Source organism: Burkholderia sp. Ax-1724, assembly GCF_011752995.1.
Lineage (GTDB): Bacteria > Pseudomonadota > Gammaproteobacteria > Burkholderiales > Burkholderiaceae > Paraburkholderia.
The window spans coordinates 311,222-327,887 of record NZ_VWWL01000002.1 but is presented as its reverse complement, the minus strand read 5'-3'; the positions used below and the strand labels follow the sequence as shown (position 1 = coordinate 327,887).

The window sequence follows — 16,666 nt, the reverse complement described above, 5'->3', positions numbered from 1 at the left end:
GATGACAGCCAAGTGAGTTCCGCATCGGATGGGTCGCGCATCGCCTGGGAAGATGGCGGGCGGGTATTCAGCCGCGAATGGCACATGGACGACGACGGTGCGTGCCGACCCGTGCTCGTCGTGCGGCCCGCTGCCGGGTCGCCGGCACCCGGCTTGCAGGATCGCTTCGCGCATGAATACGCACTCCGGGATGTGCTCGATCCGGCTGCCGCAGCGCGCCCGTTGCGGCTCGTACAGGAACGCGGCCAGCCTTGCCTGATCCTCGAGGATGGTGGCCACGAGCCGCTGGAATGCGCGAGTCTGCCGTTGCCCCTGGCGGATTTCCTGCGCACGGCGATCGGCATTGCCGCCGCGCTGGCGAAACTGCACGCGAGCGGGCTGATTCACAAAGACATCAAGCCGGCTCATATCCTGGTCGATCCCACGAGCGGCGCAACGAAGTTCACCGGGCTCGGCATTGCCGCGTGGCTGCCGCGACAGAAGCTGCCGCTGGAGCCACCCGAGTTCGTCACCGGCACACTCGCCTACCTGGCGCCCGAGCAGACCGGGCGAATGAACCGTCCCGTCGATGCACGCAGCGATCTTTACGCCGTCGGCGTCACGCTTTATCTGCTCGCCACGGGCGCACTGCCGTTCGTGGCATCCGATGCGATGGAATGGATTCACCGCCATATCGCACGCCAACCCGTAGCGCCCAGCGAACGGGCGCCGCACGTTCCCGAGCCGGTCTCGCGCATCGTCATGAAGCTGCTCGCCAAGACGCCCGAAGAGCGCTACCAGACGGCGAACGGCGTTGAACGCGACCTGCGCCGCTGTCTACATCAATGGGAAACGCAAGGCTGCATCGACGATTTCCCGCCCGGCCAACAGGACGTGCCCGACCGCCTGGCGATCCCCGACAAGCTGTATGGAAGAGCACGCGAGATCGAGGCGCTCGTCGGCGCATTCGAGCAGGGTGCCAGAGCCGGTAAGCCGGCGCTGGTGCTCGTGATAGGCCACGCGGGCGTCGGCAAATCGTCGGTCGTCAACGAGTTGAGCAAGACGCTGGTTCCGCAGCGCGCGCTTTTCGCCACGGGAAAATTCGATCAATACAAGCGCGACATACCGTATGCGACGCTCGCGCAGGCGTTCCAGAAGCTCGTACGGCCGCTGCTGAGCCAGCGCGAAGCCGAACTGGGCGACTGGCGCAACGCGATGCTGCAAGCACTAGGACCGGACGCGCGCCTGATGGTCGACCTGGTACCGGAACTCGCGCTCGTCATCGGCGAACCGCCAGCCGTGCCCGAACTGCCGCCGCGGCAGGCGCAGGGCCGCTTCCAGAGCGTGTTCGAGCGCTTTATCGGCGTATTCGCGCGGCCCGAGCATCCTCTCGTGCTCTTTCTCGACGATCTGCAATGGCTCGACGCGGCGACACTCGATGTGCTCGAACATCTGCTGCTCCGCTCGAACCTTCGGCATCTTCTGCTGGTCGGCGCCTACCGGGACAATGAAGTCGATGCCGGCCATCCGCTCGCGCACAAGCTCGAAGCAATGAAAAACGCCGGCGCCGCGCTCGACGAGATCAGGCTCGCGCCGCTCACCCGCGGCCATCTTGCCCGGCTGCTGGCCGATACCATGCGTTGCGAGCCCGCTCACGCCGCGCCTCTGGCGCAGCTCGTGCACACGAAAACGGGCGGCAATCCGTTTTTCGTCAGCCAGTTTTTATACGCGCTGTCAGAGGAGAAACTGCTCAGCTTCGATCATCGCGCCGCGCGCTGGTCATGGGACATCGAGCGCATCTGCGCCACGGGCTACACCGACAACGTGGCGGACCTGATGACCGGCAAGCTCGCCCGCCTGCCGGCGCGGACCCGGCACGCGCTGCGGCAGTTGGCCTGTGTCGGCAATCGCTGCCACGTTTCGATGCTGACCGTCGTGCTCGGCCGTGCCGAAAACAAGCTTCACAGCCTGCTATGGCCGGCGGTATGCCGTGAACTGATCGAGCTGCGCGCGGGCGTCTACCGGTTCACGCACGACCGCATCCAGGAAGCCGCTTATTCGCTGATTCCCGCCGCATTGCGCGCCCGAACGCATCTGCGGATAGGACGGCGCCTCGCGGCGCATACGACCGCTGGACAGCAGGCCGAGGTGATTTTCGACATCGTTGGCCAGTTCAACCGCGGCGCCGTGCTAATCGACTCGCAAGAAGAGCGCACGCAGCTTGCCGCGCTCAATCTGGCCGCGGGCCAGCGCGCGCGAGCGTCGACAGCTTATGCATCCGCCCTCGCCTATCTGAGCGCCGGCGCGTCGCTGCTCACCGACACAGGCTGGGAGCCACGGTGCCCGCTGCGCTTCCCGCTCGAACTCCAGCGCGCCGAGTGCGAGTTCCTCACCGGCGCCACGGCGCATGCGCAAGCGCGCCTCGACGCGCTCGCCACACACGCGGCCACGAACGTCGAACGCGCAGCCGTAACGCGCCTGAGCATCGACCTGCATCATGCGCTGGGAGACCAGGATGAACGCGCCATCGCCGTCGGGCTCGACTATCTGCGCGGACTCGGCATCGACTGGCCGCGCTACCCGTCGGACGAGGCCGCGCAACGCGAATATGAACGGGTCCGGTCGTGTATCGGCGCACGCACGAACGAGGCACTCGTCGCGCTGCCACTGATGCGTGATCCCGACGCGCTCGCGACGCTCGACGTTCTGATCGGACTCGGTCCGCCGGCCTTCCAGTCGCCCCGCTCGCTGAACCTGTTCGTGCTGATTGCCTGCCGTGCGATCGCACTGAGTCTCGAGTCCGGCCACGGCGACGCCTCGTGCTACGCGTACGTGCTGCTCGGCATCGCCGCGGGCGCGCGCTTCGGCGATTACCGGACCGCCTTGCGCTTCGGCACGATCGGCTGCGACCTTGTCGAACAGCGCGGCCTGCAACGCTTCGAGGTAGGCACCCGCGTGCTCTGCGCAAACAACCTTATGCCGTGGACGCAGCACGTCACAACGGGCCGCGAGCTGGCGCGCCTCGGGGCCGAGGCGGCGAACCGGAACTACGACGCTCTTTACGGCGCTCACTCGCACCATCTGCTGATTACCAACCTGCTCGCCGCGGGCGATCCACTCACCGACGTGCGACACGAAGCGGAGCGTGGTCTCGCGCGGGTGCAAAAAACGCAGTATGGCCTCGTGGTCGACATCATCGCCACCCAGCTTCAGCTGGTGCGCACGCTACTCGGCGTAACGCCGAAGTTCGGTGTGCTCGACGACGGGCAATTCGACGAACGCGATCTCGAACGCCAATGGTCGAAGCATTCGGGGTGGGCAACGCCCGAATGCTTCTACTGGATTCGCAAGATGCAGGCACGTTTCTTCGGCCGCGATCATCAAGGCGCCCTCGAAGCATCCCGGCAGGCGCAACGGCTGCTCTGGGGTTTGCCGCTCAGCTTCGAGCTCGCCGAATATCATCTTTACGCGGCACTGTCCCGGGCCGCCGCCTGCGATTGCGCCACGGCCGACGAGCGGCGGCAACACGTATTGGCTCTTTCCGGACACCACAGTCAACTCGCGAAATGGTCGGAGCACTGTCCGCAGAATTTCGCGAGCCGCATGGCGCTCGTCGGCGCGGAAATCGCCCGCCTGGATGGGCACGAACACGATGCCGAACGGCTCTACGATCAGGCGATCCGCACGGCGCGCGAGAACGGCTTCGTGCATCTCGAAGCGCTCGCCTGCGAACTGGCCGCGAGCTTTTATGCGACGTGCGGTCTCGAAGCGTTTGCACTGGTGTTCATACGCCACGCACGCGATGGCTATCTGCGCTGGGGCGCCGACGGCAAGGTGCGCCAGCTCGAACAGATATATCCGCAGTTGAGAAGCAATGAAGCGGCGCCCGCCGCACCGAGAACGATCGAGACGGCCATCGAGCAGCTCGATCTCGCCACCGTGACCGGCATATCCCAGGCCGTGTCGGGCGAGTTCGAACTGGCGAAGCTGCTCGACAAACTGATGCGCATGGCGCTCGAACACGCCGGCGCCGAGCGCTGCCTGCTCACGCTCGCGCGCGACGGCGAACAACGCGTCGCGGCACTCGCGATCACCGCCGGCGATACCGTCGACGTACGGCTGTGCGACGAGCCGGCCAGCGCGGCCATGCTGCCGGAAAGCGTGCTCCAGTACGTGCTGCGCACGCGCGAGAGCGTGATCCTCGACGACGCCCTCGGCGAGCCGCCGTTTGCGGCCGATCCCTATGTGGCCGGACAACGGGTCCGCTCCGTGCTGTGTCTGCCGCTCATCAACCAGACCAAGCTGACGGGCGCGCTGTACCTGGAGAACAATCTGGCCGCACGCGTGTTCGTGCCGGGACGCATCGCGATCTTGAAGCTGCTGGCCTCGCAGGCCGCGATCACGCTGGAAAACGCGCGTCTGTACCAGGTGCTGGCGGAACGCGAAGCGCGCATCCGGCGTCTCGTCGACGCCAATATCGTCGGCATCCTGATCTGGGACACCGAAGGGCATATTCTCGAAACCAACGACGCGTTCCTGCGCATCGTCGGATACGACCGCGACGACCTCGTCTCCGGACGCGTGCGGTGGCCGGAACTGACCTCGTCCGAATGGTTCGAGATCGAGCAGCAGAGAACCCAGGAACTCACCCTGACCGGCGCGTTGCAGCCCTTCGAGAAAGAGCTGTCGTGCCGGGGCGGCAGCCGCGCGTCGGTGCTGATCGGTGTCGCGGCGTTCGAATCGAACTGCAACGAACGCGTCGGTTTCGTGCTCGACCTGACCGAGCACAAACGCGCGGAAGCCCAGGCACGCGAGCACGAGCGGCGCTATCTGGAAGCCCATGTGGAACTCGCGCACGCGAACCGCGCCGCGACGATGGGGCAACTCACGGCCTCGATCGCCCACGACGTCCAGCAGCCGATTACCGCAGCGCTGACCGAGGCGGCCGCGGCGCTGAACTGGCTCGACGCGCGGCCGCCCAACCTAGACGAGATCAGGGAATCGCTCGATGGCATCGTCAGCGCGGGAATGCGAGCCGGCGCCATCGTCGAGCGGATTCGCGCGCTCATCAGAAAAGCGCCGCTACGCAAGGGCTGCGTGAATATCAACGAGACGATTCGCGAGATGATCGACCTGACACGCGGCGAGGCGGCCAAAAGCGGCGTGGCGGTTTCGGCGACGCTGGCCGACGGCCTGCCGCCCGTCCACGGCGACCGCGTGCAGTTGCAGCAGGTCATGCTCAATCTGATCGTTAACGCCATCGAAGCAATGAGTGCGGCGAACTGGACGCCGCGCGAGCTGGGCATCAGCACGGCCCGGCTCTGGTCGAATCGCGTGCTGGTGACGGTACGGGATTCGGGGCCGGGCATCGCCGCCGTGGAGATCGAACACGTCTTCGATGCGTTCTACACGACGAAGGCGCAGGGTCTCGGCATGGGGCTGTCGATCTGCCGATCGATCGTCGAGGCGCACGAGGGCGTGCTTTCGGTCAGCACGGGTACGCCCCATGGCGCCGTGTTCAGATTCGTGCTGCCGAGCGTCGAGCCGTAAAGCGCGCCACCGCGTAACACAAGGCTTCAACGCCTCGCGCCGAAGCCGCGCATGACTGGCCGGCCATGGCCGGGGCCCGGCCTCTTCCGAAGCCGGTTTTACAACTCGGTCGCCGCCTCGCTTTCCGCCATGTCCGGCCAGGACAGCAGGCTCTCTTCGTCGATTGCCCTGCGGCAGCGTCCCGGCGCAATACCGGTCGTGCGCTTGAACGCATGGCTGAACGCGCTTTCCGACGTATAGCCGATCGCCTCGGCGGCCTGCGCGACCGATGCGCCGGCACGCAGCGCCCGCTCGGCCAGATGCATGCGCCAATGGGTCAGATAGGCGAGAGGCGGCACGCCCATTGCCTCGCGAAAGTGCACAGCGAACGAGGTGCGCGACATGCCGGCCTGCTGCGCAAGCTCGTCGAGACGCCATGCCCGCCCGGGATCGGCGTGCATGCAGGCGATGGCGGGAGCGAGGCGCCGGTCGCCCAGCGCTCGCAGCCAGCCGCCGTCGCTGTCCGGCGACTGCATGACATACGCCCTGAGCGTCTGCACGAAAAGAAGCTGTGCCAGCTCCGTCAGCACGCCAGACCAGCCGGGACGCGCTGGCGGCGTCATTTCGAGCACCATCTGTTCGAGCAGCCACGCGAGGCTTGCCGCCTCGCGCCGGGCGCCGCTCACATGAATGACGGGCGGCAGGCCGCCGCGCAGCAGTCGCTGGTGCCGCGCGTCGATCCGCACCATGCCGCCCAGCATCATGAAATCCGCACCGTGCCCGATCCGGTAGTCGCCGTTGTCGTCCCGCGCGAGCGGCGTCGCGCGCGCATGCTCTACGAGGCGAGGTTCGCTCGCCAGAATCAGCGAAGCGGAACCGTTCGTCACCAGCACGTCGCCGCGCTCGAACCGCGCAGGGGCGGCCATTCCCTCCATGAAGAACCAGCAGGCGCCGCCGGCGGCGGCGCACAGCTTCACGGCGTCGAGCTGGTCAAAACGGCGCACCCAGCTTCCGCCCGCGACGAACCGCCCGGCAAGCGTGCAGCGCGCCCGCACGAGATCGAGCAGGTCCGAAAGAAGATCCATTGCCATATTCGAACTCCCTCACATAAAACACGCGCTTTCAAGCATTCCGCGTACGAACGGCGCAGGCTAAAGTGGGCCCGTCAAACAAACGGAGTCACGCCATGTCCACTACCTTGCAGGCGCCCATCGGCTCCGGGTTCGGCCCCGCTTCCACCGCCGCCGACGTGATGGTGGGCGTCGATCTGAGCGGCAGGCACGTGGTCGTCACGGGCGGCTATTCCGGCATCGGCATCGAAACGGTCCGCGCGCTGCGCCCGGCCGGCGCAACGATCCATGTGCCGGCTCGCGACATGAGCAAAGCCCGCGCGGCACTGCGCGACATGCCGGGCGTGATTCTGGAACAGATGGACCTGCTGGACCCGGCGTCGATCGACAGGTTTGCCGAACGCGTGCTCGCGACAACTGACACGCTGCACCTCCTCGTCAACAACGCCGGGATCATGGCACCGCCGCTCCTGCGCGATGCACGCGGCTACGAATCTCAATTCGCGGCCAACCATCTTGGTCATTTTCAGCTGACCTGCCGGCTGTGGCCGGCCTTGCGCCGCGCGCAAGGCGCCCGCGTAATTGCGCTGAGTTCCTACGGCCACCGGCGCGCGGGCATCGACTTTCGCGATCCTAACTTCATCGCGCGCACCTACGACCCGTGGGTTGCCTACGGGCAATCCAAGACCGCCAATGCGCTGTTCGCCGTCGCACTCGACTCGATCGGACAACGCGAGAACGTGCGAGCGTTCTCCGTGCATCCCGGCGGTATCGCGACGCCGCTCATCCGCCACATGCCGCAGGCGCTGATCGATGCGAGCGAAATCATCGACAAGGCAGGCAAGCCGATCATCGATCCGCAGAACAACAAGAAAACGCCGGAACAAGGTGCCGCCACCACGCTATGGTGCGCGACGAGCGCGCGGCTCGCAGGCATGGGGGGCGTTTACTGCGCCGACTGCGAGATCGCGCCCGCCCTGCCCGCCGACGATTCGGCTGAACTGCGTGGCGTACGGCCGCGCGCGATGGACCCGGTCGCGGCCGGGCGGCTCTGGCAACTCAGCGAGCACTTGACCGGCGTGCATATCGACTGAGCGGACTGGCAAACGGCAGGTCGCGCGCCCCTACTCGTCGATGTGCGTATACAGCTTGTTGACGATCAGCCAGCGCCCGTCCACCTTCAGCAGCGACAGGAAATCGTAGTAGTTGTTTCCCGACATCTTCACGCGCACCTTGGCCGACGCCATATTGCCGACGACCTCGACGCCGAGCACGGACATCCCGTAGGGTTCGTTCAGCGAAGCCGGACTCTGTCGCGATCTCACGCCTTGCAGGTATACATCGAGCGTCTTCTGCACGATCTCCCCGCGAACTTCGGCAAAGAGCAACGAGGCCGGATGAAAGGTGGACTGCAAAGCCGCTACGTCGCCGCTGTAAATCGCGTCCAGATACACCTGAAGTTTCCTCAGGATATCGAAGTGCGAATTATCGACGGCTCGTGCATTCGGGTGGGCTTGCATTTCGCTGCTCCTGAAAACGTCACGCTTGCTGCCGGTGACCGCGCCGGCGCACGCGGTTACTGATTGCGGCCGCGCAGCAGCGCGGTCGTAATCCCGGCGATATGACGGCCCTGAAAGCGTGCCCCGTCCAGTTCGTTATCGCTCGGTTGACGCTTGCCATCCGCGCCGGCCAGTGTCGTCGCGCCGTAGGGCGCGCCACCCGTGATCTCGTTCATGTTCGTCAGGCCGCTGTACGAGTACGGCAAGCCGACCGTGATCATGCCGTGGTGCATCATCGACGTCAGGATCGAGAACAGCGTGGTTTCGGCCCCGCCGTGCTGGCTCGCCGTCGACACGAACGCGCCGCCGACCTTGCCGATCAGTTTGCCTTGCGCCCACAGGCCGCCCGTCTGATCGAGGAAGTTGGCCAGTTGCGACGAGACGCGGCCAAAGCGTGTCGGGCTGCCGATGATGATCGCATCGTAGTCCACAAGTTCTTCGGGACGCGCGACAGGCGCGGCCTGCTCGAGCTTGGCACCCGCCCTCTGCGCGACCTCCAGCGGCATGAGTTCCGGCACGCGCCTGACGGCGACTTCCGCGCCGGCGCCCTGCGCACCTTCGGCAATGGCGTTGGCCAGATGTTCGGTATGGCCGTAGGTCGAGTAGTAGAGGACGAGTACTTTGGCTTTCATTCTGGACTCCCTGGTTATGCTCGCCTGACCGGAAGCGGTCGCGAGCCGGCATTCGGATACCGCCGATTGCGGATAGTACTCATCGGCGCCGACGGACAGAATGTAGACGGCATTGCGCGTCGAATAAACAGCGCCGCTGGAAAGATTGCGTATCCACGATGTAAAGAGTCGCGGTCGAACGGATTCGCTCGACGAGTGCGGCGTGGAGACCGTCCTCCCGATATAGTAGACTGCACCGATCCCTGCGGGCCAGGCAGTCTGCGGGTTCCCGGCGAGATCGAACTACCCGGCTCCACTTCGGACGCGTATCAAGTGAACTTCGGATCGAATTCGCCACGCTTCGCCTGGAAGAACAGCGAATGCGTGTTCTATCGGGAATCGCGCGCAGGCGACAATGGAGAGCGCCGCGCGGTGCTCGTCGTAAGACCTGCCACGGACTTCGCAACTGAGCGACTGGCAGAACGGTTCGCACACGAATACGCGCTCAAGGACGTGCTCGACCCCATCGCAGCGGCCCGCCCATTGCTGCTCACATGCGAACGGAGGACGCCCTGCCTCGTACTCGAGGATTGCGGCAACGAGCCACTGGAATTGATACCGGCACCCTTGTCGTTGCCGCGTTTCCTTCGGCTGGCCCATGGTATCGCCGGCGCGCTCGGCAGACTTCATGCGCGCGGCTTGATCCATCGGGATATCAAGCCCGCCCATATCCTGGTCGATCGCCATGTCGGCGAAGCGAAGTTCACGGGCTTCGGCATTGCCACCCAGGGGCCACGCCAGCGTCAGTCGCTGGAGCCGCCGGAATTCATCGCCGGCACGCCTGCGTACATGGCACCCGAGCAGACAGGACGGATGAATCGCTCGATCGATTCGCGCTGCGACCTCTATGCGCTCGGCGTCACGTTCTACCTGCTGGTGACGGGAATGCTGCCCTTCGCCGCTACCGATCCGATCGAGTGGCTCCACTGCCATATCGCACGACAGCCGCTGGCGCCGAGCGAACGGGCGCCGCACATTCCCGAGGCGGTCTCGCGCATCATCATGAAGCTGCTGGCCAAAATGCCCGAGGACCGCTACCAGACAGCCGCCGGCGTCGAACACGACCTGTGCCGCTGCCTCGATCAATGGGACACGCAAGGCCGTATCGACGACTTCCTGCCCGGTGCGGGCGACGTGCCGGACCATCTGCTGATCCCCGAAAAACTATACGGGCGGTCGCGTGAAATCACGCGCCTCGTCGGCACATTCAATCACGTCATCCGGAACGGCTCCCCCGCCCTGATTCTCGTCACCGGGTATTCGGGCATCGGCAAGTCGTCGATCGTCAACGAACTGCACAAGGCGCGGGTGCCGCCTCGCGGGCTCTTCGCCGCGGGCAAGTTCGAGCGGGGCAAAAGCGACATACCGTATTCGACGCTCGTACAGGCTTTCCAGAGCCTCGTGCGGCCGCTGCTGGGCAAGCACGAGGCCGAGCTGAGCGCCTGGCGGGACGCGCTGCTGAAGGCGCTGGGACCGAACACCCAGTTGATGGTCGAACTGGTGCCTGAACTCGAATTCATCGTGGGTGCACAACCGCCGGCGCCGGAGCTGCCTCTCGAGGAAGCACGCAGCCGCTTGCATCTCGTGTTCCAGCGTTTCATCGGCGTCTTCGCGCGGCCGGAACATCCGCTCGCGCTGTTCCTCGATGATCTGCAGTGGCTCGATGCCGCTACGCTGGACGTGCTCGAATATCTGCTGGTCAGCTCCGATCTGCGACACCTGCTGCTGGTCGGCGCATACCGGGACAACGAGGTCGATGCCGATCATCCACTCGCGCTCAAGCTCGCCATGATCCGCAAAACCGGCACACGGGTCGACGAAATCGCGCTCGCCCCACTCACGTGCGAGCACGTGACGCAACTGGTGGCGGATACGATTCGCCGCGATCCCGAATCGGCCGCGCCGCTCGCCCAGCTCGTGCATGCGAAGACGGGTGGCAATCCGTTTTTCGTCAACCAGTTTCTCCATGCGCTTGCCGAGGAAAACCTGCTGACCTTCGATCACCGCGCCGCGTGCTGGTCGTGGGACATCGGACAGATTCACGCCACCGGTTACACCGACAACGTAGCAGATCTGATGGCCGGCAAACTCGCACGATTGCCGGCGCCCGCGCAGCATGCGCTGCAACAGCTCGCCGGCCTCGGCGGCGACTGCACGATCGCGATGCTGTCGGCCGTGCTGGATGCGACCGAGTGCGAAGTCCACGATTTGTTGTGGCCGGCGCTGCGCAACGAACTGGTCGAACTCGGCGGCGGTGTCTACCGGTTCACTCACGACCGTGTCCAGGAAGCCGCCTATGCGCTGATTGCCACCCCGTCGATCGCGCACACGCATCTGCGGATCGGGCGCTGCCTTCTCGCGCATACGCCTCCCGCGCAACTGGAAGAGAACATTTTCGACATCGTCGGCCAACTCAATCGCGGCGCCGGCCTGATCGATTCGCGGGATGAACGCGAGCAGCTCGCCGAACTCAATCTGCTTGCGGGACGCCGCGCCAGGGCGTCGGCGGCCTATGCCGCCGCGCGTGCCTATACCGGCGCCGGCGCAGCGCTGTTGACCGGGGACAGTTGGGCGCGCCGTCATGCGTTGTGCTTTTCGCTCGACAGCCTGCGCGCCGAATGCGACTTCCTGACCGGTGCCACGGCCGACGCGCGGATGCGGCTCGATGAACTTGCCGGACACGCGCTCACGCACGTCGAGCGGGCCGCCGTCGCCTCGCTCGGCATCGACCTGTACTTTTCGCTCGGCGACCGGAACGACCGCGCCATTGCGATCGGGCTCGACTATCTGCGCGGCGCGGGTATCGGCGTGTCGCCGCATCCGACCGACGACGAAGCGCAAGAGGAGTACGAACGGATCGTGTCGCGCCTTCGCGAGCGCAGCGATGAAGATCTCTTCGCGCTTCCGCTGATGACCGATCCCGACTCGCTCGCGACGCTGCACGTCCTGATCAAGCTCGGCCCGCCCATCTTTCAGACGGGCCAACGCATCAACCTGTTCGTGCTGCTGTTCTGCCGCGCGATCGCGCTAAGCCTCGAATATGGCCATGCCGATGCGTCGTGCCCCGCCTATACCCAACTCGGCGTCGCCGCGGGCGCGAGATTCAACGACTACCGGACCGCATTCCGGCTGGGCCGGCTCGCCTGCGGACTCGTCGACCGGCGCGCACTGACACGCTTCGAGGCCCGAACGCACACGACCTTCGCCGCCGGCCTGGCACACTGGGCGCAGCATGTCCGCGCCGGACGCGATCCGCTGCGCCGCGCGGCGCAGGTCGCGGAGCGGCACGGCAATCTCCTCTACGGCGCGTACTCGCGCGTCCAGATGACCACCAACCTGCTCGCCGCAGGCGACGCCTTGCCCGAGGTGCTTCGCGAGGCGGAGCATAGTCTCGTCTTCGCGCGCAAGACGCAGTACGGCGGGCTGGTCGACATCATCGAAGCGCAGCGCCAACTGGTCCGGACACTGTGCGGCCTGACGCCGGGATTCGGCACCTTCGACGACAGCCAGTTCGACGAACGCGGGATCGAACAGCGATTCGCCACGCACCCGGGCTGGCCCAGTCCAAGATGCTTCTACTGGGTGCGCAAGATGCAGGCGCGCTTCTTCGCCGGCGATCACGAGGCAGCCGTCGAGGCAGCCGCGCAGGCGCAACGCTTCCTGTGGGGCGTGCCGTTGAGCTTCGAACTGGCTGAATATTACTTTTACGCGGCCCTCTCCCACGCACTCGCGTTCGACTTTGCACCGCTCGGCGAACGGCAGCGGCACCGGGCCACCCTCGCCGGACACCAGCGGCAACTCGAAGCCTGGTCGGCCGATTGTCCCGAGAACTTCGCCTGCCGCTCGGCACTGGCCGGAGCCGAACTCGCCCGCATCGACGGAGACGAACCCGGCGCCCGGCAACGCTTCGAGCGGGCCATCCGGTCGGCTCGCGAGAACGGCTTCATCCATATCGAGGCGCTCGCTTGCGAGCTGGCCGCGCGCTTTCATGCGACGCGCGGCCTCGAAACGTTTGCGCAGATGCTCCGGCGCAGCGCACGCGACGCTTATCTGAACTGGGGTGCCGACGGCAAGGTGCGGCAGCTCGAAGAGACGTATCCGCACCTTCGTACGCGCGAGCCCGTGCTCGCCGCGACGAGGGCGATCGAGACATCGGTCGAGCGCCTCGATCTTTCGATCGTGACCGGAATATCTCAAGCCATGTCCGGCGAATTCGAACTGGCGCAATTGCTCGACAAGCTGCTGCGCATCGCGCTCGGGCACGCGGGCGCGCAGCGCTGCGTGCTGACGCTCGCGCGCGGCGACGAGCAGCGCATCGCCGCACATGCAAGCGTAGCCGGCGACGCCGTCGTCGTGACGCTCTGCGATGAACCCGCCACGACGGCGAGGCTGCCGGAGAGCGTGCTCCAGTACGTCGTACGCACGCGCGAGAGCATCCTGCTCGACGATGCGTGCACCGGAGCAGCGCCGTTTGCCGCCGATGCCTATATCGGCGCGCATCGGGTCCGCTCGGTTCTCTGCCTGCCGCTCGTCAACCAGACCAAGCTGGTCGGCACGCTATACCTCGAGAACAATCTGGCGGCTCGCGTCTTCGTGCCGGGCCGGATCGCAGTGCTGAAGCTGCTGGCCTCGCAAGCCGCGACCACGCTGGAGAATGCGCGCCTGTATCAGGAACTGGCCGAACGCGAGGCGCACATCCGCCGCCTGATCGATGCCAATATCGTCGGCATCGCGATCTGGCATACGGCGGGCCGGATTTTCGAGGCCAACGACGCCTTTCTACGTATCATCGGATATTGCCGCGACGATCTCGTAGCGGGACGCATCCGCTGGACCGAGCTGACGCCGCCCGAGTGGCATGAGATCGACAGGCAAAAAATTCAGACGCTGATGACGGCCGGCAAGCTGGCGCCATTCGAGAAAGAATATTTCAGAAAGGACGGCAGCCGCGTGTCGGTGCTGATCGGCATGGCGCTGCTCGAAGCAGGCGGCGACGAAAGCATCGGCTTCGTACTTGACCTGACCGAGCGCAAGCGAGCTGAAGCCGAAGCGAGCGAGAACGAGCGGCGCTACCTCGAAGCACAAATGGAACTGGCACATGCCAACCGCGTGGCGACGATGGGCCAGCTCACCGCCTCGATCGCTCACGAAGTCCAGCAGCCCATCACAGCGGCCGTCACGCATGCGGCGGCGGCCCTGCATTGGCTGAAGGCCACCCCACCCGACCTGGGGGAAATCAGGGAATCGCTCGATGACATCGTCAGCGCCGGCAGGCGAGCCGGCGGCATCATCGAGGGAATCAGGGAGCTGGTCAAGAAGGCCCCGCTCCGTCAAGAGCAGGTGGATATCAACGAGGCCGTTCGCGCCGTGATCGATCTGGTGCAAGGCGAAGCATCGAAAAACGGCGTTTCGGTCACGACTTCACTCGATGCGGACTTACCGTTCATGCTGGGCGACCGCGTACAGCTTCAGCAACTCATGCTCAACCTGATCATGAATGCAATCGAGGCGATGTGCACGACAAGCGGCAAGCCACGCGAATTGCAGATCAGCACGACGGGACATGCGCCGAACTGCGTATCGGTTGTCGTGCGCGATACCGGCCCCGGGCTGCCGACGAAGGAAACCGAGCGCGTTTTCGATGCGTTCTACACGACGAAGACGCGGGGTCTCGGCATGGGTTTGTCGATCTGCCGTTCGATCGTCGAAGCACATCGGGGAAAGCTTCACGCGAGCGCCAACGTTCCCCACGGCGCGGTCTTCGAGTTCGTGCTTCCTGGTAGCAATAAGGCCAGTTGATGAATAGCTGGCGCACTGAGCGCCGGGCTGTTGAAGACAGCGGCATGCCTCAACCAGCCCCACGAAACAAAGGAAGTCAACGGACCAGGACAGTAAACCAGGGAATAGAGGCGAGACTGAGAAGCCGACCCAGCAAGGGTTTCAGCTCCCCCAACAGAACGCGCTGGAGCTTGATAGTCCAGTGCCGGGATCGTCCGGAAGAATCCACTGTTTTGCGTATACAAATACGTATATTTTCGATATGAAATAAAAATATTTATTTAATTTTCAAATACTTAAACTTTATATTCGAGTCCTCTCCTGAACCAGAAAATATTTTACCAAATAGATAGGAATCCAACGTACCCAGGATAATTTTCCACCCATGCCGAAATTTTGTTTATTCGCCCAGCGTCAAACATGGCGATCCGAATGCAAACAAGTACATTCTTGAGCACATAGAAGTTCGAACTTAAGAGATGTACTCACGAGTCTTGACTGGCTGTGTCGACGCGAGAACGCTCATCTTTGGATTGATGGCAATCCAGTCGTCCAGCATATCCGCCCACGCCTGGAGCATCTCCCTCCTCTGCTCTGCATACTCGGCCTTGTTGTAGACCGCGCGCACGCCACGCTGTTCGTGAGCGAGGCATTTCTCGATCCAGTCGGTGTTGAACCCTGTTTCGTGCAACAGTGTGCTGGCCGTCCGACGCAGATCATGCACCGTGAACGGATCAAAATCCACCCCGTCGTCGCGTATCAGCTTGACCGTGCTGTCGATGACACGGTTCAGGGTCGCCGCACTTATCGGGGAAGCCGTCTCATAGCGGCCCGGATGCACGTACGAACTCGCTCCGAAGCACGTCTTGAATGCGACCAGAATGTCCAGAGCCTGTTGGCTAAGATAGATAATGTGAGAGCGGCCGGCCTTCATCCGTTCCTTCGGAATTGTCCAGACTGCGGCGTCGAAATCTATCTCACTCCACATCGCCAGAATGAACTCGGACTTGCGCACCGGCGTGAGCAGCATGAATCTGATAGCAAGACGCAGCGTAGGCATCGTCGGCGTCCGTTCCAATGCACTGAAAAACACATGGATTTCTGCGGGCGACAGTGCACGATCACGCGGCTTGAAGGTGGCGATGGCAGACGGGCGGATGGCCTCCGCAGGATTGTCCACCTTTAGTCCTCGCGCCTGCACGAAACGATAGACCTGCAGAACGATGTCGCGCGCCTGCACGGCAGGGGCCGCGGCGCCCCTCTCCTTGATCTTCTCGCAGCGCGCCATCAGTCGTGCGGGCGTGATCTCTTCCAACTTCAGCCGGCCGAATTCCGACGCGAGATTCCGCTCGTATACCGATTTGCGCATCGCTCGTGTTGAGTCGGCAAGAGCAGTCTCCACAAAGTATTTCTCCGCCCACTTACCGAACGTTAGCGCCTCGGTCGCCTCGACCCGTTTCTCGACTTTCGCACGTGACGGACTTTCTCCGCGTTGGATGGCTCCGTAGGCTTGGTCGCGTAGAAGCCGGGCTTCCGGGAGGCTAATAGCCATTCCGAATCCGAGTTCGTCTAGCTTGCGTGGCTTCCGTGCGGAAAGTGATGGATCGTACCGACCGATAACCAGGGTTTCCCGGCGACCGTTCACCCGGTAGTCGTACCGGAAGCTCACCGCGCCTGACGGCGTCACTGCCGCATATAGCCCACGCTGATCGGCAACCTTGTAGATCTTCTGGGCCGGCTTCAGCGCTCGCAACTGCATGTCTGTGAGCATAGGGACTCCTCGAACGTATACCGTCAACCGATACCGTCAGACTGACTTGACGGTATCGGACAAGGCCGTCCGAGGAAGAAATGTCGGTACCGTCACCGATACCGACATTTCCTCCGGGCACTGTCCGGATCCCATCGGATCGCCGCGGACAATAACCCTCTGTTTTTTAACGGAAAAACAGGAAAAACCGGACCTCCCGGAACGACCTGGGAGCAGTCTAAATCATTCCCACTCCAAAATATTCCAGTAACGTCCATTAGACGCCTGCGCTCGGAGTATCAACGGCGTTAACGAGACGGCGCGCCGCAT

7 protein-coding genes are annotated in these 16,666 nt (G+C 64.2%); 3 read left to right on the top strand and 4 right to left on the bottom strand.

Going from position 1 to position 16,666, the window contains the following annotated elements:
- Positions 1-12 precede the first annotated feature (12 nt).
- Positions 13-5,529, top strand: coding sequence for an AAA family ATPase (locus tag F3J19_RS03505; RefSeq protein ID WP_345891000.1), 5,517 nt, complete (start codon positions 13-15; stop codon positions 5,527-5,529).
- A 98-nt stretch (positions 5,530-5,627) separates the two neighbouring features.
- Here F3J19_RS03505 and F3J19_RS03500 read toward each other — a convergent pair whose 3' ends face one another.
- Entirely contained in the window at positions 5,628-6,593 is a 966-nt protein-coding gene (locus F3J19_RS03500) for an AraC family transcriptional regulator (RefSeq protein ID WP_167037679.1), read from the bottom strand.
- A gap of 101 nt (positions 6,594-6,694) precedes the next feature.
- On the opposite strand from F3J19_RS03500, the gene F3J19_RS03495 reads away from it, so the two are divergent.
- Positions 6,695-7,672, top strand: coding sequence for an oxidoreductase (locus F3J19_RS03495; RefSeq protein ID WP_167037676.1), 978 nt, complete (start codon positions 6,695-6,697; stop codon positions 7,670-7,672).
- A gap of 30 nt (positions 7,673-7,702) precedes the next feature.
- Here F3J19_RS03495 and F3J19_RS03490 read toward each other — a convergent pair whose 3' ends face one another.
- Complete coding sequence (locus F3J19_RS03490) at positions 7,703-8,098, bottom strand: nuclear transport factor 2 family protein (RefSeq protein ID WP_167037674.1); 396 nt, start codon at positions 8,096-8,098, stop codon at positions 7,703-7,705.
- Positions 8,099-8,154: 56 nt separating this feature from the next.
- Positions 8,155-8,769, bottom strand: coding sequence for an NAD(P)H:quinone oxidoreductase (gene wrbA / locus F3J19_RS03485; RefSeq protein ID WP_167037672.1), 615 nt, complete (start codon positions 8,767-8,769; stop codon positions 8,155-8,157).
- Positions 8,770-9,081: 312 nt separating this feature from the next.
- Here wrbA and F3J19_RS03480 point away from each other — a divergent pair, with 312 nt between their 5' ends.
- Positions 9,082-14,607 (top strand): AAA family ATPase, encoded by a 5,526-nt coding sequence (locus tag F3J19_RS03480; RefSeq protein ID WP_345890999.1) that lies wholly within the window; start codon positions 9,082-9,084, stop codon positions 14,605-14,607.
- Positions 14,608-15,058: 451 nt separating this feature from the next.
- Here the strand turns inward: F3J19_RS03480 and F3J19_RS03475 are convergent, their stop codons facing one another.
- Positions 15,059-16,357 (bottom strand): site-specific integrase, encoded by a 1,299-nt coding sequence (locus F3J19_RS03475; protein ID WP_167037667.1) that lies wholly within the window; start codon positions 16,355-16,357, stop codon positions 15,059-15,061.
- Positions 16,358-16,666: the final 309 nt, after the last annotated feature.

Coding starts and splice junctions, on each gene's coding strand:
- wrbA (WP_167037672.1), bottom strand. CDS start 8,769: ATGAAAGCCAAAGTACTCGTCCTCTACTACTCGACCTACGGCCATACC.
- F3J19_RS03490 (WP_167037674.1), bottom strand. CDS start 8,098: ATGCAAGCCCACCCGAATGCACGAGCCGTCGATAATTCGCACTTCGAT.
- F3J19_RS03495 (WP_167037676.1), top strand. CDS start 6,695: ATGTCCACTACCTTGCAGGCGCCCATCGGCTCCGGGTTCGGCCCCGCT.
- F3J19_RS03475 (WP_167037667.1), bottom strand. CDS start 16,357: ATGCTCACAGACATGCAGTTGCGAGCGCTGAAGCCGGCCCAGAAGATC.
- F3J19_RS03500 (WP_167037679.1), bottom strand. CDS start 6,593: ATGGATCTTCTTTCGGACCTGCTCGATCTCGTGCGGGCGCGCTGCACG.